The sequence below is a fragment of the Nonomuraea sp. NEAU-A123 genome (assembly GCF_018603905.1).
Taxonomy (GTDB): domain Bacteria; phylum Actinomycetota; class Actinomycetes; order Streptosporangiales; family Streptosporangiaceae; genus Nonomuraea.
Genome location: NZ_JAHFZZ010000024.1, coordinates 1 through 23,476 on the forward strand (window position 1 = coordinate 1; position 23,476 = coordinate 23,476).

The 23,476-nt window shown below is 70.9% G+C and carries 23 protein-coding genes; 7 read left to right on the forward strand and 16 right to left on the reverse strand.

The genetic code is table 11. From position 1 onward, the window contains the following. Nucleotides 1–13 precede the first annotated feature (13 nt). The 4 genes from KLK06_RS46930 to KLK06_RS46945 all read right to left on the reverse strand — a co-directional run bounded on the left by KLK06_RS46930 (nucleotide 14) and on the right by KLK06_RS46945 (nucleotide 5,420). A complete protein-coding gene (locus KLK06_RS46930) occupies nucleotides 14–451 on the reverse strand; it encodes a GNAT family N-acetyltransferase (protein ID WP_214642250.1) in 438 nt (145 codons plus the stop codon). A gap of 145 nt (nucleotides 452–596) precedes the next feature. Then, nucleotides 597–2,669: a S8 family serine peptidase gene (locus KLK06_RS46935; RefSeq protein WP_214642251.1), complete on the reverse strand. Its 2,073-nt coding sequence runs from the start codon at nucleotides 2,667–2,669 to the stop codon at nucleotides 597–599. A gap of 162 nt (nucleotides 2,670–2,831) precedes the next feature. Beyond that, nucleotides 2,832–4,469 carry a phospholipase A2 gene (locus tag KLK06_RS46940; protein WP_214642252.1) on the reverse strand — a complete coding sequence of 546 codons (1,638 nt, stop codon included), beginning with the start codon at nucleotides 4,467–4,469 and terminating at the stop codon, nucleotides 2,832–2,834. Between the two features lie 423 nt (nucleotides 4,470–4,892). Further along, nucleotides 4,893–5,420, reverse strand: coding sequence for a hypothetical protein (locus tag KLK06_RS46945; RefSeq protein ID WP_214642253.1), 528 nt, complete (start codon nucleotides 5,418–5,420; stop codon nucleotides 4,893–4,895). A gap of 111 nt (nucleotides 5,421–5,531) precedes the next feature. On the opposite strand from KLK06_RS46945, the gene KLK06_RS46950 reads away from it, so the two are divergent. The 3 genes from KLK06_RS46950 to KLK06_RS46960 all read left to right on the forward strand — a co-directional run bounded on the left by KLK06_RS46950 (nucleotide 5,532) and on the right by KLK06_RS46960 (nucleotide 7,213). Then, entirely contained in the window at nucleotides 5,532–5,738 is a 207-nt protein-coding gene (locus tag KLK06_RS46950) for a hypothetical protein (protein WP_214642254.1), read from the forward strand. A gap of 130 nt (nucleotides 5,739–5,868) precedes the next feature. Further along, a complete protein-coding gene (locus tag KLK06_RS46955) occupies nucleotides 5,869–6,543 on the forward strand; it encodes a DUF4328 domain-containing protein (RefSeq protein WP_214642255.1) in 675 nt (224 codons plus the stop codon). A gap of 40 nt (nucleotides 6,544–6,583) precedes the next feature. Then, complete coding sequence (locus KLK06_RS46960; RefSeq protein WP_308168755.1) at nucleotides 6,584–7,213, forward strand: TetR/AcrR family transcriptional regulator; 630 nt, start codon at nucleotides 6,584–6,586, stop codon at nucleotides 7,211–7,213. Between the two features lie 6 nt (nucleotides 7,214–7,219). On the opposite strand, the gene KLK06_RS46965 is transcribed toward KLK06_RS46960, so the two are convergent. The 8 genes from KLK06_RS46965 to paaA are packed head-to-tail and all read right to left on the reverse strand — an operon-like array spanning nucleotide 7,220 to nucleotide 13,816. Further along, nucleotides 7,220–8,062, reverse strand: a complete 843-nt coding sequence (locus tag KLK06_RS46965) for a 3-hydroxyacyl-CoA dehydrogenase family protein (RefSeq protein WP_214642256.1) — start codon at nucleotides 8,060–8,062, stop codon at nucleotides 7,220–7,222. Then, a complete protein-coding gene (locus KLK06_RS46970) occupies nucleotides 8,059–8,799 on the reverse strand; it encodes an enoyl-CoA hydratase/isomerase family protein (RefSeq protein ID WP_214642257.1) in 741 nt (246 codons plus the stop codon). Before KLK06_RS46970 ends, KLK06_RS46965 begins: the two co-directional genes overlap by 4 nt. Continuing rightward, the gene (locus KLK06_RS46975; RefSeq protein WP_214642258.1) at nucleotides 8,796–9,974 is read right to left on the reverse strand and encodes a thiolase family protein; all 1,179 of its coding nucleotides are present in this window, start codon (nucleotides 9,972–9,974) and stop codon (nucleotides 8,796–8,798) included. The genes KLK06_RS46970 and KLK06_RS46975 overlap by 4 nt, the downstream gene beginning before the upstream one ends. A 37-nt stretch (nucleotides 9,975–10,011) precedes the next feature. Beyond that, nucleotides 10,012–11,103, reverse strand: a complete 1,092-nt coding sequence (paaE, locus tag KLK06_RS46980; RefSeq protein ID WP_214642259.1) for a 1,2-phenylacetyl-CoA epoxidase subunit PaaE — start codon at nucleotides 11,101–11,103, stop codon at nucleotides 10,012–10,014. 1 nt (nucleotide 11,104) lies between these two features. Beyond that, nucleotides 11,105–11,617 carry a 1,2-phenylacetyl-CoA epoxidase subunit PaaD gene (gene paaD, locus KLK06_RS46985; RefSeq protein ID WP_308168756.1) on the reverse strand — a complete coding sequence of 171 codons (513 nt, stop codon included), beginning with the start codon at nucleotides 11,615–11,617 and terminating at the stop codon, nucleotides 11,105–11,107. Continuing rightward, complete coding sequence (gene paaC, locus KLK06_RS46990; protein WP_214642260.1) at nucleotides 11,614–12,519, reverse strand: 1,2-phenylacetyl-CoA epoxidase subunit PaaC; 906 nt, start codon at nucleotides 12,517–12,519, stop codon at nucleotides 11,614–11,616. The genes paaD and paaC overlap by 4 nt, the downstream gene beginning before the upstream one ends. 47 nt (nucleotides 12,520–12,566) lie before the next feature. Continuing rightward, nucleotides 12,567–12,860: a 1,2-phenylacetyl-CoA epoxidase subunit PaaB gene (paaB, locus tag KLK06_RS46995; RefSeq protein ID WP_214642261.1), complete on the reverse strand. Its 294-nt coding sequence runs from the start codon at nucleotides 12,858–12,860 to the stop codon at nucleotides 12,567–12,569. After that, on the reverse strand, nucleotides 12,857–13,816 hold the full coding sequence (gene paaA / locus KLK06_RS47000) for a 1,2-phenylacetyl-CoA epoxidase subunit PaaA (RefSeq protein ID WP_214642262.1): 960 nt from the start codon (nucleotides 13,814–13,816) through the stop codon (nucleotides 12,857–12,859). The genes paaB and paaA overlap by 4 nt, the downstream gene beginning before the upstream one ends. A 103-nt stretch (nucleotides 13,817–13,919) precedes the next feature. Between paaA and paaZ the strand changes: the two genes are divergently transcribed. Together paaZ and KLK06_RS47010 are read left to right on the forward strand one after the other, a co-directional pair. After that, complete coding sequence (paaZ, locus tag KLK06_RS47005; RefSeq protein ID WP_214642263.1) at nucleotides 13,920–15,974, forward strand: phenylacetic acid degradation bifunctional protein PaaZ; 2,055 nt, start codon at nucleotides 13,920–13,922, stop codon at nucleotides 15,972–15,974. Between the two features lies 1 nt (nucleotide 15,975). Beyond that, on the forward strand, nucleotides 15,976–16,794 hold the full coding sequence (locus KLK06_RS47010) for an enoyl-CoA hydratase/isomerase family protein (protein ID WP_214642264.1): 819 nt from the start codon (nucleotides 15,976–15,978) through the stop codon (nucleotides 16,792–16,794). 117 nt (nucleotides 16,795–16,911) lie between these two features. On the opposite strand, the gene KLK06_RS47015 is transcribed toward KLK06_RS47010, so the two are convergent. Genes KLK06_RS47015 through KLK06_RS62700 form a run of 3 tightly spaced genes read right to left on the reverse strand, consistent with a single transcriptional unit; the run spans nucleotide 16,912 to nucleotide 21,110 of the window. Continuing rightward, the gene (locus tag KLK06_RS47015; protein WP_214642265.1) at nucleotides 16,912–18,105 is read right to left on the reverse strand and encodes a M20 family metallopeptidase; all 1,194 of its coding nucleotides are present in this window, start codon (nucleotides 18,103–18,105) and stop codon (nucleotides 16,912–16,914) included. Continuing rightward, a complete protein-coding gene (locus KLK06_RS47020) occupies nucleotides 18,102–19,517 on the reverse strand; it encodes an aldehyde dehydrogenase (RefSeq protein WP_214642266.1) in 1,416 nt (471 codons plus the stop codon). Before KLK06_RS47020 ends, KLK06_RS47015 begins: the two co-directional genes overlap by 4 nt. 30 nt (nucleotides 19,518–19,547) lie before the next feature. After that, nucleotides 19,548–21,110 carry a GMC family oxidoreductase gene (locus KLK06_RS62700; protein WP_214642267.1) on the reverse strand — a complete coding sequence of 521 codons (1,563 nt, stop codon included), beginning with the start codon at nucleotides 21,108–21,110 and terminating at the stop codon, nucleotides 19,548–19,550. Nucleotides 21,111–21,246: 136 nt separating this feature from the next. Between KLK06_RS62700 and KLK06_RS47030 the strand changes: the two genes are divergently transcribed. Further along, nucleotides 21,247–21,729 carry a GbsR/MarR family transcriptional regulator gene (locus KLK06_RS47030; protein ID WP_214642268.1) on the forward strand — a complete coding sequence of 161 codons (483 nt, stop codon included), beginning with the start codon at nucleotides 21,247–21,249 and terminating at the stop codon, nucleotides 21,727–21,729. A 10-nt stretch (nucleotides 21,730–21,739) separates the two neighbouring features. On the opposite strand, the gene KLK06_RS47035 is transcribed toward KLK06_RS47030, so the two are convergent. Continuing rightward, nucleotides 21,740–22,249, reverse strand: coding sequence for an Lrp/AsnC family transcriptional regulator (locus KLK06_RS47035; protein ID WP_250907126.1), 510 nt, complete (start codon nucleotides 22,247–22,249; stop codon nucleotides 21,740–21,742). A 120-nt stretch (nucleotides 22,250–22,369) separates the two neighbouring features. Between KLK06_RS47035 and pdhA the strand changes: the two genes are divergently transcribed. Further along, nucleotides 22,370–23,476, forward strand: a complete 1,107-nt coding sequence (pdhA, locus tag KLK06_RS47040) for a pyruvate dehydrogenase (acetyl-transferring) E1 component subunit alpha (RefSeq protein WP_250907127.1) — start codon at nucleotides 22,370–22,372, stop codon at nucleotides 23,474–23,476.

Here is a 23,476-nt window from a genome sequence, read left to right on the forward strand (position 1 = left end):
CCGCAACATCGCCTCACGCGGTGTGGCGGACTGGGCAGTGAGTCACGCTGCCTGACGCGGACCTCGCCGCCGAAGCCAGCGACGGTGAGGAGCTGCAAGCTCGGTCGTTTACGGCCGAGAAGCTGACCAGTGTCCGTAGGACAGCCGATCCGAGCCCCCGGCCCTGGAGGCCGGGGTCGAGATAGAAATGCTCCAGCCACCGCTCGTCCTCGGCCGGACGTACAGCGACGGAGCCCGCGAAGGCGCCGGCGGCCATGATCACCGATGTGTGCTGAGGAGAGAAGGAGTCCCGCAGCCGCTGCCGGACCCGGTGCTCGTCGAACCGTCCCAACCGCTCCAGGTCCGGGCGCATCACCGTTGCGCGCAGCTCCACGATCGCCTCGAGATCCGCCGGCTCCGCGGAACGCAGCGCCCATTTCACGGGATGGCCAGTCCTCGCACTCGTCTCCATGGACGAAGTATCTCAATGGCCTGCTCTTTGTCGGAAATCTGGACGGACCGGGCGCTGTACCGTAAGTAGCGCCGTCGAGTCCGCGGGTACACAGCCGGACCGGCTGCCCGCGACAGGCGCGCGAGCAGCCGTCCAGCAGGTTCCTCTACAGCGTCAGGGTCCATCCGTTGATGAAGCCCGTATCGCCCTTGGCGAGATCTTCCGCGCGGAGTTTCCAGGTGCCGTTGGCTACTGAGGCGCTGGCGTTCACCCAGTAACTCTCGTCGATGTTGTCGGTGCCGTCCTTGGCGTCGGCGGCGCGCAGCGCGTACACCTTGCCGTCCGGCGCGACCAGGTCGAGCTTCAGGTCGCCGCGCCAGGTGTGGTTGATCTCGACGTGGACCCGGGTGCGGGTGGGGGCGTTGCCGTTGATCCAGTCCAGGACGATGCTGGATTGGGCGACGCCGGGATCGGGGATGGTGGTGTCGTCCCAGTTGCCGAAGCATGGCAGCCGTATCCACCAGCCGTCGATGTAGCCGGTGTCGAGCCATTCGACGTCCTGCACGCGCAGTTTCCAGGTGCCGTTGGCCGGGGACGCGCTGGCGTTGACCTGGTAGGTCTCATGCAGGATGTCGCCGCTGTCATTGGGGTCGTTGGCCTGCAGCGGGTAGACCTTGCCGTCCGGCGCGATCAGGTCGATCTTCAGCTCGCCGCGCCAGGTGTGCATGATGTCGACGTACACCTCGGTGGTGGCGGGCGCGCTGCCGAGCAGGCCGGTGACCGGGATGGAGGACGTCACGGTGCCGTGGTCGGGGATCGTGGTGTTCGTCATGTTCTCGAAGTGCGGGATGGGCCAGGCGCCGGGGTTGGGGCTCTTTCCCAGCACGGCGGCGTCGACCTGGATGCGGGGGGTGGTCACGCCGCTGTAGGTGATGGCTTTGCCGGTGGTCTTCAAGGCGGCTTCGAGCTGGTCCAGCGTGGCATCGGGCATGGCCTGGCGCAGTACGGCCAGGGCGCCGGTGACGTGTGGAGCGGCCATCGAGGTGCCGCTCATGTCGGCCCACTTGCCGCCGGGGACGGAGGAGACGATGGACACGCCGGGGGCGAACAGGTCCAGCAGCGCGCCACGGTTGCTGAAGGCGGCCACGCCGTCCTGGTCGGTGGTGGCGCCGACGGTGATGGCCGAGGACACGCAGGCGGGGGCGGCCACGGCGGCGCCGTAGCCGCTGTTGCCGGCCGCGATCACGGTGGCCACGCCGGCGGCGCGCAGGCTGTCGATGACCGTCTTGCGCAGGTCGCCGTCGCACGCGGCGCTGTACAGGCCTTCGCCCAGGCTGAGGTTGGCGGCCACCAGCGGCACGCCTTCCTCCTTCAGTTCCAGCACTTTCTCCAGGCCGGCGACCTGGTCGCTGGTGAAGCTGGCCACGCACGGGGCGGCGCCCGCCCCGCACACGCTTTCGGAGTTGAACTTGGTGAACACCTGGATGGCGACGACCTCGGCGTCGGGCGCGACTCCGGCAGGCGGGGCGCCGGTCACGCCCGTGCCGTCACCGACTGCGATGCCGGCCACGTGGGTGCCGTGGGCGCAGCCCAGTGCGACGACGGCGCACGGGCCCTGGTCGGTGTCGGCGGAGCCGGGCCCTTCCTGCGCGATGGTGCCGTCGGGACACAGGCTGGAGGCGGAGTATTCGTCGTCGATGGTGGAGAAGCAGGCCTCCTCCAGCACCCGGTCTTTGAGGAAGGGGTGGTTGACCGCGACGCCGGTGTCCAGCACGGCCACCACGCTGCCGGAGCCCGTCTTGCCCGCGGCCCTGGTCTTGTCCGCGCCGATCAACGGGATGCTCTCGGCCAGTGACGGCCGGGCCGGTTTGTCCTCGCTCACGCTGACCACGCTGGGCAGCTTGGACAGCCGGTCCAGGCCGGCCTGGTCGACGTGCAGGGTGGTCAGGGGGAAGCGGGACAGTTGCCGGACGACCTGGCCGCTTGCGGCCGCGTCCGGCATGTCGGCGCGGGTTTTGCTGAGCACGTTCACTCTGATCTTGCCGGCGGCGGCCACCCGCGCGCTCAGTTGCGGCTCGATATTGGGGGCCGCCGAAGTGGTCTGCTGCGCGGCCGAAGCGGCGGTTGTGGGAGTCGCTGTAGAAGCCGCTGAAGGGGCCTCTGCCGCGTAGGCCGGCCCGGTCGCGATCGTCGTGGCCGCCAGCGCCACGATGAGACTGGATAAGACTCGTAATTTCATGACGTACCGCGCCTTACATAAAGGAGGTGCAGGGAAACGACGCCGGCATGAGGGGTGGCCGGACGGCGGCCGATGCCGCCATCCGGCCTGAGGAAGGGTCCCCGAGGAAAGGTCCCCCGAGGAAAGGTCACAGCGCAGGTTTACGTTGTGCTCGCGCCGTTCTTAGGGCCTACCGAAAGTCAGGACGGCCGCGTAATAGACTGCCGCGATCCTCTTGCAGGTGGGCCGCACCATGAAGAAGTAGCCCCCGCACACCTTGTCCTTCAAGGTGATGAAGAAGCGGGTGTCCACGTCGGCCTTTCGGAACCACGAGTTGGTGAGGTAGTACCTGTAGCCCTTCCTCTGGTTGGTCATCAGGCCGTACCCGTAGTCGTGGGAGTCACAGGCCGGTCGGAAGTCGAACCCGAGGGGGCGGTCGGCTCCCGGCTTCGTGCAGTGGTCGTACACGATGCCCCTGACCTTGAAGCCGCTGGCGGTCTGCTTCCAGCCCGGCTGCCGCCATTTGCCGCCGTGGTATGCCCAGGCCGAGCAGCCCGACTTCGTGTACCACATCCAGGTCTTGGCCGTGTCACACTTCGTCGGGTAGGACTGCGGGACGTCCACGCCGTCCGGCAGGAAGTCGCTGGCCGGCGGCTCGGTGGCGTTCGGGTCCTCGCTCCCGGCCGCGCCCTCGGTCGTCCCGCCGTTGGTTGGCATTCCGGTGCCGATGGCGGTCACCTGGGGAGCGGCGACGCCCGCCGGGAAGGTGAGCTGCCATGCGCCGTTGATGGCGGACTCGATCGATGACAGGCGTCCCACCGAGTCGTAGGCATAGGTCCCCTGGGTGGCGCCGACGCTGGGGTCGGTCACGTTGCGCAGGAGGCCGTTCAGGTCGTAGGCGTAGCTGGCCTCGGTCTGCGGCGCCTCGGTTCCGGAGGTGACGGTGACTTCCTTGAGCCGGCCCGCGAAGTCGCCGAGGGAGGTGCCGGCGGCCGTGGTGGTCGCGGCGTAGGTGAACTTGGTGACGGACGCGGGGTTCTCGCCGCGCGCCGGTTCCTTGACGGTGCTGACCCGGCCCTGGGCGTCGTAGGCGACCGTGGACTTGCCGAGGGCGGCGGTGCCCACGCTGATCACCCGCCAGGGGTCGGCGCTCGGCGCCCCGGACTCCCGTGACCAGGTGTAGGTGAACTGGAGGTCGGCGGCGCTGACGGGCGTGCCGTCGGGGTTGGTCAAGGGCTCCTTGCCCTCGTCCACGGGACCCAAATCTGTCGTGAACGACTCGACCGTCGTGGTGCGCATCACTCCGATGACCGCGTCCCACTTGGTGGTTTGGGTGATCTTGGATCCGTCGGTGGCCTCGTACGTCTGGACGCCGCCGCCGTCGGGGAAGGAGACGCTGCTCTTCAGGGGGTAGCTGGTCGACGTCCCTTCCTCGAGGTCAGTGACGACGAACGTGCCGTTCTGGCTCTCCAGTTTCCGGTTGATCTGCCCACCGGCGAACTCGGCCTGCCAGCCCGGCCCGAAGACCGCCAATTCGGGGCGGGTGGCCGGGGCCGACTGCGGCCGGGCCAGGTCGCCGGTGGTCAGAGCCACACCATGCTTGCGGCTGATCGCGCCGGCGGACACGTCCAGTTCGGTGAGCTGGAAGGTTTTGGTGTCGGCGGAGTACTGGCCGGGGCCGATCTCCTGAACGTTAGCCAGCGGCGGATCCGCGGTCACGGTGGCGGCCGTGGCGGCGGAGGCGGCGACGGCGACCTCAGGGGCGAGGAAGGGGAAGAGCATTGACGCCGTGAGGGCGACAGGAAGCGCTAATCGGCGCAAGTGGTGCCTCCAGGTAAAAACAGAAAGTGATTTGATCACCTGGAGAGTAAGTGTTGGTAAATCGATTTGACAAGAGCCTCCACAGAACGGGATTCGAATCGCCCATGAAGCCATGCCTCGGCTGCGATTTATTCATACGTTTACGCAGGTCGCGAGGTCTTATGGTGAGTTTATGGCGAATTTATGGCGATGGTGTGGAGCCTTCGATAATAATGAGCTCGACGGCATGTCGTGAGGGGCTTATTCAGTCATTCGCGAATGCGGGACCGTGGGAAAGTGGGCGCTGCCGGCATCCCTGGTGGTCGTCCATGGTCAGGCGCTGCAAGGGCGTGATTGAGACCTCGCCCGGCGGGGCGGGCGCGGGCCTGCTGATCGCAGCCGTCCGCGCCCGCCGCACTGGCCCGTCGGACTGACGGGAGCGGCCTACTTCCACACGGCCTTGCCGAGGATGGCGCCCAGGCCCGGCGTCTTCCAGTGGTCGACGACGATCACCTTCTTGGCCTTCACGTACCAGACGCGCTGGGTGTAAGAGGCGACGTTCAGCTTGCTGCCGTTGCAGGACACCTTCCACTCGGTGAACCGCGCCCGCTGCCCGGTCCCGAATGCCGCCGTCGAGGTCCTGACGCGAGTGGCCTGACCGCTGTAGTACTTCTTGACCGGCACGCACTCGGTCACGCCGCTGCTGGGATGGTAGGGCTGGCCGGGCCGGTACGCGCTGCCCTCGGAGGCGTACTTGACCTCCTGGGGGCCGCCCAGCAGGAAGCTCTTGCACTCAGCGGCCCGAGCGGAGCAGGCACCGGTGATGACGCGCAGATCGGCGCCCTCCTTCTTGACGTTCCACTGGGCGGGGACCTGGAGGGTGAACCCCTGGAACGTCACCGGCTTGGTGGCGACGTGAGCGGGCGAACCGCTGAGGGCGAGGGAAGCGCTGAGCGCGATAGTCGTGATCATGGGCGGTGATCCTAGGCCGACTACGCTCGGTACCGTCAAGGTTGTACGGATGTGCGAAAAACCACCCCTGCTGCGCAGAACTTTCTGCGCGATCTCCGAATCCAAGGTCCCGTGGAAAGCGTCGCCAGGACCGCCGAGATGCCGCTGACCGTGGACCGCGACGCCACGGTCAGACGGTTCCCCGTGGCCGCGTCGGCCGTGGCCGCGGCGGTCTGCGCCAGAGCCGGTCGGTCGCTGACGGCCCAGGAGTGGGCCGGCTTCGTTCCCGCGCTCCCGTACCGGGAGGTCTGCCCGTCGGCGACCGCGCGCGTGCCGTGACGCCTCTCGAGGTCGAGAGCGCGATCGCGGGTTGATCACGAAAGGGTGCCGAGGTCGGAGACTTCATGCCATCCCGCTGGCCGGCGTGGCGATACTGGCAGGCCATCTCGTCGGTTTTGAAGGGTGCCTCATGTACTCGCCACCGTTTACGCCATCCCCGCCGTTACGTCCGGTACGTGTCCTGGCCAACGTCGCTCTCGGCGCGCTGGCGTTCGACTGCCTCACGGGCCTCGCCGTCGCCGTGATCGACCTGCGGGAAGTGTCGATCATCAACCGGCTGATCAGCGACCCCGACTCCGTCAGCGATGCGGAGATCGATTCGAGCGACACGATCTACGCCGCGTCCGGATACGTGGAGACGGCGGTCTTCCTCCTGGCCGGCATAGCATTCCTGATGTGGATGTTCCGGGTCCGGGCGAACGCCGACCTGCTGGCGCCCGGCGAGCAGCGGCACCGCAAACTCTGGGTGATCTTCGGCTGGATCGCCCCGATCCTCGCCCTCTGGTTCCCGAAGCAGATCATCGACGACATCTGGGACGCCTCCCGGCGGATCGACCAGCCATCCCGCTCCGGACTGATCATCGCCTGGTGGACGGCCTGGCTGCTCAGCTCCTGGGTGTCCCAAGTGGTCGGCCGTCTGCTCGTCAAGGCTGATGACCTGGAAGGGATGGCCGCCGCGGCCAAGTTCGACGTGGTGAGCCTCGCGATGTGGGTGGTCGCCGCGGCACTCGCGGCCGCGGTGATCCTGCGTATCACCAACGCGCAGGAAACGCGGCGGCTTGCGCCTTCTGTCCAGCCCGCCTAGGCGTGGAAGGGCGTCTGATCTGCCGTGAGATGCTGCATTCGTGACGACGACCGAGCCTGCCGAGCCGACTCCGCGCCGTGGTCGAGGCCGTCCCGGCTACGACCAGGCGGCGATCCTGCGCGCCGCGGTGGAGCTGTTCAACCGCAAGGGGTACGACGCCACCAGCATGGGAGACCTGGCCAAGGAGCTCGGGCTGACGAAGCCGGCCATCTACCACCACGTCACGAGCAAGGAGCAACTGCTCGGCCAGGCCCTCGACGACGCCCTCGACGAGCTCACCGCCGCCGTGACCGCGGCCTCCCGCGACCGGGCCGAGGCGACCGCCTACGAACGGCTGCGCGAGGTGGTGCGGCGCAGCGTCGAGGTCCTCGTGGCACATCAGCCCTCCGTCACCCTCCTCCTGCGGGTGCGTGGCAACAGCGGGCTCGAGCTGGCCGCCCTGGAGCGGCGCCGCTGGCTCGACGACAGCCTCGCCGCGCTCGTCGCGGACGCCGTCGAGGAGGGCTCCCTGCGTGACACCGTGCCGCCGGCGCTGGTGAGCCGGCTGCTGTTCGGCATGGTGAACTCACTGGTCGAGTGGTATCGCCCGGACGGCCTGTACGACCTGGCGACGGTCGCCGACGCCATCACCGTCATCGCCTTCGACGGCCTGGCCAAGCACGAAGCCTGAACCCTCTCACCAGGTGTAGAAGCCCTGGCCGGTCTTACGGCCGAGGTGCCCGGCGGCCACGAGGTCGCGCAGGATCCGCGGCGGCTCGAAACGGGGTCCGAGCTCGCCGGCCAGGTGTTCGGCGATCGCGAGCCGTACGTCGAGTCCCACCACGTCGGTGGTCCGCAGTGGCCCCATCGGGTGCCGGTAGCCGAGCGTCATCGCCGTGTCGATGTCGGCCGCGCTCGCGACACCCTCCTCAAGCATCCGCATCGCCTCGAGCGCCAGGCAGACGCCGAGGCGGCTGCTCGCGAAACCCGGCGAGTCCGAGACGGTGATCGGTGTCTTGCCGAGCGCGACCACCCAATCCTGGGCCCGCGTCACGAGCGCGGGCGTGGTGCTGCGCCCGGTGACGATCTCGACGAGGTCGCTCACGGGGACGGGGTTGAAGAAGTGCAACCCGAGAAAGCGGTCCGGTGCGGCCAGGCCGGCGGCGAGCCCGTCGATCGACAGGCTGCTGGTGTTGGAGGCGAGCACCGCGCCCGGCGCCCGCTGCTCGGCCAGGGCGAGCACCTGGGCCTTGAGCGCCGCGTCCTCCGGGACCGCCTCGACGATGAGCTCGCAGGGGGCCAGCTCGCCGGGGTCGGTCGTCGTCCGCAGCCGGGAGACGGCGTCCTGGAGCGGGACACCGAGCCGGCCTTTGTCGTGGGCCTTGGCCAGGCCGTCGGCCACCCGGTTCCGGGCCTGGTCGGCCGCCTCAGGGTCGTTCTCCACGACGATCACGTGGCTGCCCGAGGCGAGGAACGCGTGCGCGATCCCCGACCCCATCCGCCCGCCGCCGAAGACGCCCACCGTCCGTGGCAGGGTCATGACTTTCGCTCCTGCCGCCGGTCCAAGAATGCCGTCATGCGGGTGTGTTTCTCCTCTGTCTCGAACAGGATCGCCTGGGCGACGTCGTCGATGAACGGGTGCGCGGCCCGCGGGGCGTGGAAGACGGCCTTGGTCAGCCGAGTCGCCAGCGGCGCCCGCGCGGTGATGCGGTCGGCGAGCCGATGGCCGGCGGCGAGCAGGTCGTCAGGCTCCACGACGTCGTTGAGCAGGTACACCGCCCGCGCTTCGTCGGCCGTGAGGATGCGGCCCGCGAGCAGGATCTCCTTGGCCAGGGGTTCGCCGATGAGTTCGGCCAGGCGCCAGGCCGCGCCGGCCGCCGCGAGGATGCCGAGGTCCGTCTCCGGGTTGCCGATGCGCGTGCGTGGTGTGCCGATCCGGAAGTCGCAGGCGTAGGCCAGCTCGGCCCCGCCGCCCAGGGCGAACCCGTCGACGAGGGCCACGGTCGGCATCGGCAGCCGGTGGATCCGGTCGAAGATCTTCGAGTTGATGCCCCGCAGCGCGTCGTCCCGGCCGCGTTCGCGGAGCTGGGCGATGTCCGCCCCGGCCGCGAAGGACGGCCCCTCGCCGGTGAGGAGGACGACGCGCGGCTCCTCTTCGACGGCGGCGCACGCCTGGTGGAGCGCGGAGACCAGCTCGCGGTCGATCGCGTTGCGGACCTCTGGCCTGTTGAGCCGCCACACGACCCGGTCGGCCCCTTCCTCAACGATCAGAGTCATGACCGCTCCACCAGGAGAGCGCTGCCCTGGCCGACGCCGACGCACATGGTCGCCAGCCCGCGCCGGCCTCCGGAGCGTTCGAGCCGGCCGAGCAGGGTGACGAGGATCCGGGTCCCGGAGGCGCCCAGCGGGTGCCCGAGAGCGATGGCGCCGCCGTCGGCGTTGACCCGGTCGAGGTCGAGCCCGAGATCGCGGACGCAGGCGAGGGACTGCGCGGCGAACGCCTCGTTGAGCTCGACGGCGTCGAGGTCGTCGACGGTCCATCCGGTACGCTCCAGCGCCTTGCGGGTCGCCGGGACCGGGCCGATCCCCATGATCTCCGGCGGCACTCCGGCGTTCGCCGCCGCCACGAGCCGGGCCCGCGGCGTCAGGCCGGACCGTTGCAGAAAGCGCTCGCTCACCACGACGACGGCCGCGGCGCCGTCGTTGAGCGAGCTGGAGTTGCCCGCGGTGACGACTCCGCCGGGACCGTTGACCGGCCGCAAGCGCGCCAGCCGCTCCAGGCTCGTGTCCGGCCGCGGTCCTTCGTCGACGTCGACGGTCCCCGCGCCGACCGGCACGGGGACGATCTCGTCGGCGAACCGGCCGTCCTTGATCGCCGCGACGGCCCGCTCGTGGGAGCGCAGCGCGAACGCGTCGAGCTCGTCGCGGGTCAGGCCCCAGCGCTGAGCGACCGTCTCCGCGGTCTGCGGCATGGAGGCGGTCGTCGCGGCATCGAAGCGGGGATTGGTGAACCGCCAGCCGATCGAGGTGTCGAAGGACGGGCCCGGCTTGGCGAATGCCTTGGCCGGCTTCTCGGTGACCCACGGCGCCCGGGTCATCGACTCCACCCCGCCCGCGACCACGACGTCGGCGTCGCCGGCCACGATGAGGGCCCGCGCCGTCGCGACCGCCGTGAGGCCGGAGGCGCACAGCCGGTTGACCGTGAAGCCGGGCACCGAGTCGGGCAGGCCCGCCAGGAGCGCGGCCATCCGGGCGACGTTCCGGTTGTCCTCACCGGCCTGGTTGGCCGCGCCGAGCACCACCTCGTCGACCAGGGCGGGGTCGATCCCGGCGCGGGCGACGGCCTCTCCCACGGCGAGGGCGGCCAGGTCATCGGGCCGGACGTGGGCCAGCGCGCCGCCGTAGCGGCCTATCGGCGTCCGTACGCCGGAGACGACGAAGGCTTGGGTCACGAAGAGCTCCTGTTGTCGGGACATGAAGGAAACACGGTCAGGCGTCGTAGTCGACGGTGACACTCTCGCCGACCGGGAACGTCTGGCAGGTCAGCACGAACCCGGCGTCCACCTCGGACGGTTCCAGGGCGTAGTTGCGGCGCATGTCGACCGCGCCCTCGCGGACGACGGCACGGCACGTCCCGCAGACGCCGCCTTTGCACGCGAACGGCAGATCGGCGCGCGTAGCCTGGGCGCCGTCGAGGATCGTCGTCTCCCGGGAGACGGTCGAGGTCGCCCGCAGCCCGTCGAGCACCGTCGTCAGTACGCTGGTCGCGCCGACCGGCATCGCGGCGGCCCGCCTCGGTCGCGGTGGCGGGGCGTCGACGTAGAAGAGTTCGACGTGGACGTTCCGCGCGGGGACGCCGAGGTCGGTCAGCACCGCCCGAGCGTCCTGGATCATGCGCAGCGGCCCGCAGAGCCAGACATGATCGAACACCTCGACCGGTACCAGTTCGGTGAGCAGGCGGCGCAACCGGTCTCCGTCGAGCCGGCCCGAGAACAGCTCTACTTCGCGTGGCTCCCGCGAAAGGACATGGACCTGCTGGAACCGGGCACCGTAGCGGTTCTTCAGGTCGCCGAGTTCCTCGGTGAACATCACCGTACGGCTGGTGCGGTTGCCGTACAGGAGCGACACCTGGGCGCCGGGGTGGGCCAGCACCGTGGAGGCGACCGACAGCATCGGGGTGATGCCCGACCCGGCGGCGATGCACAGGTGTCGCTCTCCCCGCGCCGCGTCGGCCCGCCAGGAGCCGGTCGGAGTCTGCACCTCGATCCGCGTCCCCGGCACCACCTCGCGGACGAGCCAGGAGGAGAAGAGCCCGCCGGGTATCTCGCGGACCCCGATGCGCGGCGCGGCGCCGGCCGGCGCGCAGATCGAGTAGGACCGCCGGTGCTCCCGCCCGTCCACGAAGCGGCGAAGGGTGAGCGACTGTCCCGCCTGGAAGGCGTACGCCTCGCGCAGTTCGTCGGGCACCTCGAACGTGATCGCCGCGGCGTCCTCGCACAGGTGGTCGACCGCCGCCACGGTCAGCGGCTGGAAGGTGGCGGACGCCCGGGTCGGCGCCGGTCCGGGCGCGAGCGTGGTCATCTCATATCTCCTTGACATGCTCGAACGGCTCAAGGCAGTGGGTACAGGTGTAGAGGGCCTTGCAGGCGGTGGCGCCGAACTCGGAGGTCAGCCGGGTGACCGCCGAACCGCAGCGCGGGCAGTTCGGGGCGGGCCGCGTCGGTCCGAGCGTGAGCGCGATGGGTCCGGACGTCCGGCGGGCCGGGCCGGGCGCCGACAGGCCGGCCTCCCGCAGGGCGGCCCGGCCGCGTTCGGAGATCCAGTCGCTCGACCAGGGCGGGTCGAGCGCGACGCGTACCTCGACGCGGGGGAAGCCCGCGTCGTTCAGGCGGTGGACGAGGTCGTCGCGCATGGTGGCCATGGCCGGGCAGCCCGTGTAGGTCGGGGTGATCGAGGCGATGACGATCTCGTGGCCGTCCGCCGTCCGCTCCACCTCGACACCGCGCAGTACGCCGAGGTCGGCGAGGGTGAGCATCGGCATCTCGGGGTCGCGTACCTGCCCGGCGACCTCGACGGCCCGCTCTCGGGCGTTCACCAGCGCCCGCTCGGGTGTGCGCGTGCGACCATCTGCATCTCGGCGAGCAGGTCGGCGAAGTCCTCGGTGTGCGTGCCCGTCCGTCCGCCGCCCTCCAGGGGTGGGTGGTCCGGGCGGGCGACGCCGCTCACGGCGAGTACCTGGTCGAGGACGGCGTCCACCTCGCCGCGCGTGGTGGCGGGGTCGACGCCGACACCGGCGCGAGCCAGCGAGAGCTCGACGGGGTGCGTGGCGACCAGCTCGGGCTGGAGCGGCCACAGGGCACTGAGTGCTGTGACGACTCTGTGGCATGACTCCTCGGTGCCCTGTGCCAAGGTGAGGAACCAGCGGGCCGCCCAGTCCCTGTGGTAGGTGACCTCCTTGACGCCCTTGGCCGCCACCGCGGCCAGCACCGTGTCGCTGCTCGCGCGCAGCCGCTCCAGCAGCGCGAGCCGGGCCACCGAGAACAGCAGCAGGCGGACGACGACGTGCCCGAAGTCACCGTTCGCGACCTCGGCGAGACGCACGTTGCGGAACTGCCCGGCGTCACGGAAGAACGCCAGCGCGTCCTCCGCGGGCACCGGCGAGCCCTCGGGAAGGGCGGGCAGGAGCCCGGGGTCGGCGGCGGCCGCCCGCGCCAGGAGCAGGCGCGCCTGCCCGAGGAGGTCGAGGGCGATGTTCGCCAGCGCGATGTCCTCTTCGAGGTCCGGCGCACGGCTGCACCACTCCGTCAGGCGCTGCGACATGATCAAGGCGTCGTCGCCGAGCATGAGGCAGTACTCGGCGAGTTCGGTGTGGTCGACGCCGTCGGGCACCGTCGTGTCGACGCCGGCCAGCGGATCCTCGAAGTCGGTGCCGAACGCCCACTGCGCGGACTCTGCGCCGATCAGGCCGTCGAAGATGCCGCCATGCTCGTCGCTCATGGGGTCCGCCTCCTGGGCGTGTACGGGATGGACAGGGGAGTAGCGGTTCACATGTGCGGGACGTTGTCGGGAATGTCGTAGAACGTCGGGTGCCGGTAGACCTTGTCGCCGTTCGGCGCGAACAGCGGGTCCTTCTCGTCCGGGCTGGAGGCCGTGATGGCGTCGGCCCGCACGACCCAGATGCTCACGCCCTCGTTGCGCCGCGTGTAGACGTCGCGCGCGTGCCGTACGGCCATCGTGTCGTCCGGGGCGTGCAGCGACCCGACGTGGACGTGGTTGAGCCCGCGCTTGCCGCGGACGAACACCTCATAGAGCGGCCACTCCCGCCGGTCGGCGCTCATCGGGCACCCGCCTGGGCGGACCGGCTCGCGAACGCCGACGCCGCCTCGCGTACCCAGGCGCCGTCGTCATGGGCGGCCTGGCGGTGGCGCAGCCGCTGGGCGTTGCACGGACCGTCCCCGCGGACGACCGCGGCGAACTCCGCCCAGTCCGGCTCGCCGAAGTCGTGGTGCCCGCGCTCGTCGTTCCAGCGCAGGTCGGGGTCGGGCAGCGTCACCCCGAGCGCGTCGGCCTGCGGGACCGTCATGTCCACGAACCGCTGGCGCAGCTCGTCGTTGGAGTTGCGCTTGACGCCCCACGCCATCGACCGCGCGCTGTTGGTGGACTCGGCGTCCGGCGGGCCGAACATCATCAGCGCCGGCCACCAGAACCGGTCGACCGACTCCTGGACCATGGCACGCTGGGCGTCGGTGCCGCGCATCATCGTCATGAGCAGCTCGTACCCCTGACGCTGGTGGAAGGACTCCTCCTTGCAGATGCGGATCATGGCGCGGCCGTATGGTCCGTAGGAGGTCCGGCAGAGGGGCACCTGGTTGCAGATCGCGGCTCCGTCGACCAGCCAGCCGATCGTGCCGACGTCGGCGTAGGACAGCGTCGGGTAGTTGAAGATCGAGGAGTACTTCTGCTTGCCGGCGAGCAGCAGGCCGGTCAGCTCGGCGCGGGAGACACCGAGGGTCTCGCACGCCGAGTACAGATAGAGGCCGTGCCCGGCCTCATCCTGCACCTTGGCCAGGAGGATCGCCTTGCGGCGCAGGGACGGGGCGCGTCCGATCCACTCGCCCTCGGGCTGCATGCCGATGATCTCGGAGTGCGCGTGCTGGGCGATCTGGCGCACGAGCGTCCGGCGGTAGGCGTCGGGCATCCAGTCCCGCGGCTCGATCCGGTCGTTGCGCGCGATGGTCGCCTCGAACGCGGCCCGCAGCCGCTCCTCCGCCTCCGGTTCCGCCGCAGTCGTCATCTTCCCTCCAGGGCATCGGTCGTATTTACTTATCACTCGGTCAGTAATACGGTTGCACGAGTCGGGGCTCCTGCGCAATAGGTCCCCCCAGGGAGGAGACAACGTGAGCGCGATTCTGGAGAGCTACGCCGCCGGACGCTGGTTCCGGGCGGCGGACGACGGGGAACCCCTGCTCGACGCCGCTACGGGCGAGGAGGTCGCGCGCGTCTCGAGCCGGGGCCTGGACGTCGCCGCGATGGTCCGGCACGCCCGGGACGTCGGCGGACCCGCGCTGCGATCCCTGACCTTCCACGAGCGGGCGGCCCTGCTCAAGGCGCTGGCCAAGCACCTGTCCGAGCGCAAGGAGGAGCTCTACGCACTGTCCGTACGGACCGGCGCCACCTCGCGGGACACGATGATCGACGTCGACGGCGGCATCGGCACCCTGTTCAGCTACGCGAGCAAGGGCGTCCGCGAACTGCCGAACGACACGGTCGTCCTCGACGGCGGCCTCGAGCGCCTGGGCAAGGGCGGCACCTTCGTCGGCCAGCACCTCTACACCTCCCGTCCGGGTGTCGCGGTGCAGATCAACGCCTTCAACTTCCCCGTCTGGGGCATGCTGGAGAAGCTGGCCCCGGCCTTCCTCGCCGGGCTGCCGTCGATCGTCAAGCCCGCGAGCCAGACCGCCTATCTCACCGAACTCGCCGTCCGCCGGATCATCGAGTCGGGCATCCTGCCCGAGGGAGCCCTCCAGCTCGTCGCCGGCGGCGCGGGCGGGCTGCTCGACGAGCTGACGGTTCAGGACTCCGTCGCCTTCACCGGCTCGGCGCACACCGCGGGCATCCTGCGCCGCCACCCGAACGTGCTCGACGGCGGCGTCCTGCTCGGTGTCGAGGCCGACTCCCTCAACTGCTCGATCCTCGGGCCCGACGTGCGGCCGGACGATCCGGAGTTCCACCTGTTCGTCAAGGGCGTCGTCACCGAGATGACGGTCAAGGCAGGGCAGAAGTGCACCGCCATTCGCCGGGTGCTCGTTCCCGAGGCGATGGCCGGTCAGGTGGCCGAGGCGCTCGCCGCGCGCCTGGCGGAGGTGACCGTCGGCGACCCGCGCGACGCGGACGTGCGGATGGGCCCGCTCGCCAGCCTCGGCCAGCGCGACGAGGTACGCAAGGCCGTCGAGGCGCTGAAGGCGAGCGCCGAGGTGATCTTCGGCGACCCCGAGGGCGCGTCCTCGCTCGACGGCGACCCCGAGCGCGGCGCCTTCATGACCCCGCTCGTGTTGCGCGCCCGCCCCGGCGCCACCGAGCCACACGACGTGGAGCCGTTCGGTCCGGTGAGCACCGTGCTCACCTATGACGGCGTCGAGGAGGCGGTCGCCCTCGCCGCCCGGGGCAGGGGAAGCCTCGTCGCCTCCGTCGTCACCCATGACCCGCAGGTCGCGCGGTCCGTCGTGCTCGGGCTGGCGCCGTGGCACGGCCGGGTCCTCGTCCTGGACAGAGACGACGCCAAGGAGTCCACCGGGCACGGCTCGCCGCTGCCCGTCCTCGTCCACGGCGGCCCCGGGCGGGCCGGCGGCGGCGAGGAGCTCGGCGGCGTCCGCGGGGTTCTGCACCACATGCAGCGCACCGCCGTCCAGGCCTCCCCGGACCAGCTCACCGCGATCACCGGACGGTGGACGACGGGAGCCGCGCGCGCCGAATCCGGCGTTCACCCCTTCCGCAAGTCGCTGGCGGAGCTGCGCGTGGGCGACACGATCGGCTCCGCGCCGCGGACGGTGTCGCTCGCGGACATCGAGCACTTCGCCGAGTTCACCGGAGACACCTTCTACGCGCACACCGACGCCGCGGCCGCCGCGCGGAACCCGCTGTTCGGCGGCATCGTCGCCCACGGCTACCTCGTCGTGTCCCTGGCCGCCGGGCTCTTCGTCGACCCCGCGCCCGGACCGGTCCTGGCGAACTTCGGCGTGGACGGGCTGCGCTTCCTCACCCCGGTCAAGGCCGGCGACGCCATCGACGTGACGCTGACCGTCAAGCAGATCACCCCGCGGGCCGGCGCGGACTACGGCGAGGTCCGCTGGGACGCCGTCGTGGCCAACCAGGACGGCCAGGTGGTCGCCACCTACGACGTGCTGACCCTCGTGGCCAAGACCTGGCCGGCGACGCCCGCCCAGGAGGCCTGACATGGACGCCACCGCGACCGCCCCCGCCGTCCCGGCGGCCCCCGTCGTTCTCGAACGTGACGGGGCCGTGGCCGTTCTGACGCTCAATCGCCCGAATCGTCGCAACGCGCTCGACGCCGCTCTCAAGACGGCGTTGCGCCGGACACTTGAGGAGGTCGCGTCCGATGCCGACGTCCGTGCCGTGCTGCTGACCGGTGCGGGGAGCGCCTTCTGCGTCGGTCAGGACCTCGCCGAGCACGCGGCCGCGCTCCGCGCCGACGCCGGCCACGCGTTCGACACCGTCGAGGAGGACTACGCGCCGATCATCCGGCTCGTGGCCACGATGGGCAAGCCGGTCGTCGCCGCCGTCAACGGCACGTGCGTCGGCGCCGGGCTGGCCCTCGCGCTGGCCTGCGACCTGCGGGTCCTGGCCGAGGAGGCCGTGCTCGCCACGGCGTTCACCGCGATCGGGCTGACGTGCGACTCCGGGCTTTCCACGACGCTCGCGCGGGCGGTCGGTGAGGCCCGGGCCAAGGAGCTCGTCCTGCTCGGCGAGTCGTTCAGCGCTCAGCAGGCGGTGGCGTGGGGAATCTCGGGGCGTGTGGTCCCCCGCGCGGATGTCGGTGCGGCGGGCCGGGAGCTCGCGGCCCGGCTCGCGGCCGGGCCGACCGCCGCCTACGCCGAGTCCAAGCGGCTGATCGCGCAAGCCTGGAACCAGGACCTCGGAACGGTGCTCACGGCCGAGGCCAGCGCCCAGGCACGCCTGGGCCGGACCGCCGACCACGCCGGAGCGGTCGAGGCGTTCCTCACCAAGCAGCAGCCCGTCTTCGAAGGGCGCTGAACATACCGAAGCCCCGGTCACCTGCGAGGTGACCGGGGCTTCGTCGATCGTCCGGAGTTGCGATCCGTCTTCCGCGCCGCAGAGGGTCAGCCGCGAGCCGCCGTCCGCCCGGAGGGGTCAGCCGCGAGCCGTCCTTCGTGTCGGATGGGGCCGGCGGTGGGCCGGTTTCCACGCGGGTGAGCGGGCGAGGTCGATGGCGGTCCATGCCATGGCCGTGGCGCCGTCGAGGACCGCCCTGTCGGCGGCCGGGGTGGCGCAGGCCGCGGTGAACTCGGGCTGATGGTTGACCGCGGGCAGGCAGTCGAGCCCGAGCATGGGATGGATGCTGGGCACGGCGTGCGAGACGTTGCCCATGTCGGTGGCCGCGCCGGCCGGGGGACCGCCGGGCAGCTCCGGGAAGACCCGCCCGAGTGCCTCGGCGTTGGCCCGGTACAGGCCCAGCATGCCCACGTCGGGCCGCAGGTCGGCGTAGTCGGGGGCCGGCGGAGTGACCACCAGGTCGCACCCCGCGCCCAGCGCCCCGGCCTCGAAGCAGCGCAGCACGCGTGGCTTGAGCTCGGCGAGTGCCTCCAGAGTGGAGGATCGGACGATCCACCGGCCGTGGCTCGCGTCGGGGATCACGTTCGCTGCCGTACCGGCCTGGGTGACGATGCCGTGGACGCGGTCATCGGCGCCCGTCTGCTGGCGCAGCAGCCCGATCGCCACCTGCGCGATGGTCATCGCGTCGGCGGCGTTGACGCCGAGCTCGGGGTACGCGCCGGCGTGGGCCGGTTTCCCTCGGTAGGAGACCTCGAACTGGGCGACCGCCGAGCCGGGCATCGCCGCCATCTCGACGGCGGCGGGGTGGACCATCATGGCGGCGTCGAGGCCCTCGAACGCGCCGCGTTCCAGCATGAGGATCTTGCCGCCGCCGCCTTCCTCCGCCGGGGTGCCGAGGACGGTCACGGTCAGCCCGAGATCATCGGCCAGACCGGCCAGTGCGGCTCCCGCGCCGACCGCGGCGGCGGCGATGACGTTGTGCCCGCAGGCGTGCCCGATGTCGGGCAGAGCGTCGTACTCGGCGCAGATCCCGATGTGCAGCGGGCCGGTGCCCACTGTCGCGCGCACGGCCGTGGGCAGGTCGTAGCAGCCGTGCTGGACGTCGAAACCGGCGGCGCTCAGCGCGTCCGCCACCCACGTGCTCGCCAGCGTCTCCTCGAAGGCGAGCTCGGGGTGGGCGTGGATGCGGTGGGACAGGTCGATCAAGCGGCCTTCCCAGGCGCCGACGGCGTCCGCAGCCTGCCGCTTGGCGCCCTGGATCGCGGGCGTCACGCGCCCGGGGCGGCCGGGACGGCGTGGATCGAGACGGGGCGGGTGGCCGCGTCGTAGGCCGCCCGGGACCCGGTCGCGCCCATGCCGCTGTCGCCGGCCGGCTCGTACAGCCGCTCGGGGCCGCCGCCCTGCCACTGGTTCACCCACACCACGCCGGCGGGGATGTCGCGCGCCGCGAGCATGTGCGCGGGGTCGTTGGTGTACACGGTGGCGGCGAGGCCGAAACGCGTTCCGGCCGCCTTCTCCAGGCCCTCCTCGAAGGAGGAGACGACGGTGACCGGGGCGAGCGGGCCGAAGGTCTCCTCGGTCATGACCAGCATGGAGTCGTCCACGCCGGTGAGCACGGTGGCGGGGTAGAAGAAGCCATTGCCCTCGGGCACGGTTCCGCCCGTGCGGACGGTCGCGCCGCGCTCGACGGCGTCGTTGACGTGCCGGACCACGATGTCGCGCTGCCGCCGGTCGACCAGCGGGCCCAGCACCGTGCTCTCGTCGTGCCCGTCTCCGAGGGCGAAGGTGCCGGCGACGTCCACGAGGGCGTCGACGAACTCCTCGGCGATATCGCGGTGCACGTAGATACGTTCCATCGAGGTGCAGATCTGGCCCGTGTTGACGAACGCGCCGAACGCGACCGCCGCGGCGGTCGCGACCGGGTCGACTCCCGCGTCGACGACCACGGGGTCCTTGCCGCCGAGTTCGAGGATCGACCGGTGCAGCAGGGCCCCGCTCTCCGCGCCGACCCGCCGTCCGGCCTCGACGGAGCCGGTGAAGTGCACGAGCCCGATCCGCTCATCGGCGACCAGGGGCGCACCGGCCCGGGAGTCGCCGAGGACGAGGTTCACCACGCCGGGCGGCAGTTCCATCAGCTCCAGCAGCCGCACCGCCGACATCGGCGAGCGTTCGGACGGCTTGAGGACGACGGTGTTGCCCGCGGCCAGCAGCGGGCCGAGCGCCCCCAGCGCCATGGGCACCGGGAAGTTCCACGGCACGATGACCGCCGTGGCGCCGAGCGGCCGGCGCAGGATCGTGGTGCCGTCGGTGACGGTCTCCTCGAACCGGTAGTCCAGGGCCTCGGCCACCGCCGCCTTGAACCCCTGCGCCGCGCCCGCGATGAAGGTCCGGCCGAGGGCGACGGGCTTGCCCATCTCGCGGCATTCGATCTCCGCCAGCTCTTCAGCGTGATCGGCGATCGTGTCCGCCCACCGGGACAGGAGCTCCACGCGTTCGGCGACCGGCAGCGCCGCCCAGGCCGGCTGGGCCTGGACAGCCGCGTCCACGGCCTGGCGGACATCCTCCGGTGAGCCGCTGGGGCAGCGGGCGACGACCTCTTCGGTCGCCGGATTGATCACCTCGTGGAAGGCGTCACCACGGGAGTCCTCCCAGATGCCGCCGATCAGGTTCTGCAGGGTCTTCACGGAATGGTGTTCCTTTCGGGCGTGGTGGGCTCAGCCGAGACGGTCGGCCATGAGCTCGCCGACCATGATCGATGCCAGGTTGGTGTTGGCCCGCGGTACGGAAGGGAAGATCGACGCGTCGACCACGCGCAGACCGTCGACCCCGAGGACACGGCAGGACGGGTCGACCACGGCGGTGGGGTCGCCGGGCGCTCCCATCCGGCAGGTGCTGGTGCCGTGCTGGGCGTCCACCGCGGTGGCGAGGAGGTGGTCGTCGAGTTCGGCGTCGTTGTCCAGCACCTCGAACAGCCGCCTGTTGCTGATCTCGATGGAGCCCGCGACGATCGGGGCGACCTCGGGGCCGCGCGCCAGGTCGACCAGGGCGCGTACCCCCTGCCGCAGCCGCTCCAGGTCGCGGGCGTCCGACAGCATCCGCTCCCGGACCTCGGGCTGGGCCTCCGGGTCGGCGGAGGTCAGCGTCAGTACGCCGCGCGAGTGGTTCTGGTTCAGCCACACGCCCAGGCCGCCCGCCGGGAACCGCGTGTCGGCGGCCTCCATGGACAGGACGTTCTGGTTCAGCGAGACGAACATCATGTCGTGGGGGAGACCCCCGGGCCCGCTGGTGTAGCGGACGCAGACATTGGTGTGGCGGTCGTCGGCCGTCTTGATGGCGGCCTCCGTGGTCAGCGGCAGCTCGACGACGATCATCGGATGGTCCTGCATACCGAGGCCGACCGGGAGCTCCCGCCGTACCGTGATCCCCAGCCGGCGCAGGTCGGCCGCCGGGCCCACCCCTGACCGCATCAAGATCGCGGGGGAGTGGATCACGCCCGCGCTGAGCACGATCTCGTCCGCGTACTCGGTTGTCGCCGTCCCGTCCACGATGACCCGGACGCCGACGGCGCGGTCGCCGGAGAAGACGACCCGGTCCACCAGCGCCTCGCCGCGTACGGTGAGGCCGGGCAGCGACCGGGCCGGTTCGAGGTAGCCGTCGTTGACCGTGACCCTGCGCCCGCCACGCGAGTTGATCGGGTACGGCGAGACCCCGCTCGCCTGAGGCGCGTTCACGTCGGGAGCCCAGGGGTGTCCCGCGGCGAGCGCCCCGGCGCACAGCGCGGCGTCCACGCCGCCCCACTGTTCCCGCGGCATGCGGAAGATCGGGGTCGGACCGCCCTTGCCGTGGTACGGCTCGTCCCCGAACTCCTCGTCGTCCTCCAGCTTCGCGAAGTAGGGCAGCACGTCCTGCCACGACCAGCCGGCGCATCCCGCCGCGGCCCAGTCGTCGAAGTCCTCCATCGGCGGACGGATCGCGATCTGCCCGTTGATCGACGAACTGCCGCCCGCACCCCGGCCCCGCCAGTACGGACCCTGCGGCTGCTTGTCGGTCCGCGAGGAATGGACGCCCGCCCAGACCAGGCCCTCGGTGGCACTGGGGTCCAGTAGCGCGCGGACGGGGTTCGGCGACCGCCACGCCTCGTGCATCTGCGCTGAGCGGTAGTCGGGTCCGGCTTCCAGCAGCAGGACGCGCTTCCCCCGCTCGGCGGAGCGGGCCGCGAGCGCCGCGCCGGCCGAACCCGCACCCACGACGATGATGTCCCAGCCCGTGCCTGTCACGGCGAACCTCCTGCGTTCGGCTCACGGAGCGCGGCTCCGGAAATGCCCGGGCCGCTGTTAGCCGGTAGACTGCCCCCAGCAGGAAGTTCAGTCAATAGTGAAAGTTCATTTTTTTCTGAACGGATGGTGTCCGTTGGTGCTCAGCCCCGTCGGTGACGAAGGTCTCGGCGCTGCGAATCCGCTGATCGACGACTTCGGTCTGCACATCGGCCGTGCCATGGGATGGCCGCCGATGGCGGGGCGCGCCGCGGGCGTCCTGATGCTCAGCGAGGCGCCCATGACGATGGTGGACCTGCAGAACACGCTAGAGGCGAGCAAGGGCTCGGTGTCCGAGATGACCCGCCTGCTGGTGCTCAGCGGAACCGTGCGGCGCTTCAAGGAGCCCGGCTCCCGGCAGTACGTGTACGAGTGGCGCGGCGACGCCTGGGTCGGCTGCCTGCACCACCAGCTTGAGCAGACGGTCGAGCTGCTGACGCTGGCCGAGAACGCGCAGACGCACGCGGCCGACCTCCCCGAGCCGCAGCGCGGGCGCCTGCGGGAGATGCGCGACTACTACACCTTCATGGTGCGGCACATCGAAGCGATCCTTGAGGAGTACAAGGCGGCCCGGGAGGGCTGACCGGCGCCGCTCAGCTCTCCCGCGCCGCCCACTCCGTACCCCGGCCCCGGGCCTCCTCGAAGACCAGCCAGGTGCGGGTGGCGCGGACGCCGGGGATGTCCTGGATGCGCTCCAGCACCACGTGCCGTAGCACCTCGTTGTCCGGCGTCCTGACCAGCACCAGGACGTCGTAGTCGCCGCCGACCATCGCGAAGTGCTCGACGTACGGGGTCTCGCGGAGCCTGGCCGAGACCGTGCGCCAGGAGTTCTGCTCGATGGTGACCGAGACGTACGCGCTGGTGCCCAGGCCCGCCTTGTGCGGGGCGAGTTCGGCCGTGAAGCCGGTGATCACCCCGTCGTCCATCAGCCGCGTGATCCGGGCGTAGACGTTGGCGCGGGAGATGTGGACGCGCTCGGCGAGAGTGCGCATCGAGATCCGGCCGTCGCGCAGCAGCTCGGCGATGATCGCGCGGTCCACCCCGTCCAACTGGCTCGCCGAACGTCCCGGCAATCCACCCTCAACACCATCATTGGCTGACAATTGGCCCTCCCCAAGTCCTGATTTAACCCATTTGTCGCTCATCATGCCTGATGTCTTGAACGGATGGCTCAGAAAGTAGACGCTTTGCCTGTCAAACGTCCAGAGAAAGTGAGCGTCGCCATGTCTGTGAGGACGAGTCGCCAGACGGTCGACGGCCTGCTGCCCTCACCGGTGCCGGTGCGCTTCGTGGCCGAGGACGGCACGGCCGTTCAGCCGCCCGCCGGTTACCCGGTGCCGGCGGACGAGCGGCTGCTGGAGGCGTACCGCCGGATGGTCCTGGGCCGCCGCTTCGACCGTCAGGCGACCGCGCTGACCAAGCAGGGCCGGCTCGCTGTCTACCCGTCCAGCCGCGGGCAGGAGGCCTGCCAGATCGCCGGCGTCCTCGCGCTGCGCGAGGACGACTGGGTGTTCCCCACCTACCGGGAGTCGGTGGCCCTGGTCTCCCGCGGGATCGATCCCGTCGAGGTGCTCACCCTGCTGCGAGGCGGCTGGCACTGCGGGTACGACCCCGTGGCCACGCGGGTCGCGCCTCAGTGCACCCCGCTGGCCACCCAGACCATACACGCGGTGGGCATGGCCGAGGCCCTGCGCCGCAAGGGCCAGGACGGCGTGGTCATGGCCTTCATCGGCGACGGCGGCACCAGTGAGGGCGACTTCCACGAGGCGCTCAACTACGCCGCGGTCCTGCACGCCCCCGTTGTGTTCTTCGTGCAGAACAACAAGTACGCGATCTCGGTGCCGCTGGCCAAGCAGAGCGCGGCTCCCGCGCTCGCGTACAAGGGGATCGGCTACGGCATCCGCTCCGAGCAGGTGGACGGCAACGACCTCGTCGCGGTGCTGTCGGTCCTGACAGCGGCCGTGGAACACGCGCGGACCGGCGGCGGCCCCTTCCTGGTGGAGGCGCACACCTACCGCATGGACGCCCACACCAACGCCGACGACGCCACCCGTTACCGGGAGACCGGCGAGGTCGAGCGGTGGGAGTCGGCCGACCCCCTCGCCCGCTTGGAGACCTACCTGCGCGAACGCGGCCTGCTCGACCCGGAGGCCGTCGCCTCGGCGCACCAGGCCGCCGAGGAGTTCGCCGCGCGCGTCCGCGACGAGATGAACGCCGACCCCGAGATGGACCCGTTCGAGCTGTTCGACCACGTCTTCGCCGAGCCCACGCCCCAGTTGCGCGAGCAACGGGCACTGCTGGCGTCCGAGCTGACCGCCCAGGAGGACTGA

Coding starts and splice junctions, on each gene's coding strand:
- KLK06_RS46965 (WP_214642256.1), bottom strand. CDS start 8,062: ATGACCCTGCCACGGACGGTGGGCGTCTTCGGCGGCGGGCGGATGGGG.
- pdhA (WP_250907127.1), top strand. CDS start 22,370: ATGTCTGTGAGGACGAGTCGCCAGACGGTCGACGGCCTGCTGCCCTCA.
- paaA (WP_214642262.1), bottom strand. CDS start 13,816: ATGACGACTGCGGCGGAACCGGAGGCGGAGGAGCGGCTGCGGGCCGCG.
- paaC (WP_214642260.1), bottom strand. CDS start 12,519: ATGAGCGACGAGCATGGCGGCATCTTCGACGGCCTGATCGGCGCAGAG.
- KLK06_RS46955 (WP_214642255.1), top strand. CDS start 5,869: ATGTACTCGCCACCGTTTACGCCATCCCCGCCGTTACGTCCGGTACGT.
- paaE (WP_214642259.1), bottom strand. CDS start 11,103: ATGACCACGCTCGCGCCCGGACCGGCGCCGACCCGGGCGTCCGCCACC.
- KLK06_RS47010 (WP_214642264.1), top strand. CDS start 15,976: ATGGACGCCACCGCGACCGCCCCCGCCGTCCCGGCGGCCCCCGTCGTT.
- KLK06_RS46970 (WP_214642257.1), bottom strand. CDS start 8,799: ATGACTCTGATCGTTGAGGAAGGGGCCGACCGGGTCGTGTGGCGGCTC.
- KLK06_RS46945 (WP_214642253.1), bottom strand. CDS start 5,420: ATGATCACGACTATCGCGCTCAGCGCTTCCCTCGCCCTCAGCGGTTCG.
- KLK06_RS46930 (WP_214642250.1), bottom strand. CDS start 451: ATGGAGACGAGTGCGAGGACTGGCCATCCCGTGAAATGGGCGCTGCGT.
- KLK06_RS46935 (WP_214642251.1), bottom strand. CDS start 2,669: ATGAAATTACGAGTCTTATCCAGTCTCATCGTGGCGCTGGCGGCCACG.
- paaB (WP_214642261.1), bottom strand. CDS start 12,860: ATGAGCGCCGACCGGCGGGAGTGGCCGCTCTATGAGGTGTTCGTCCGC.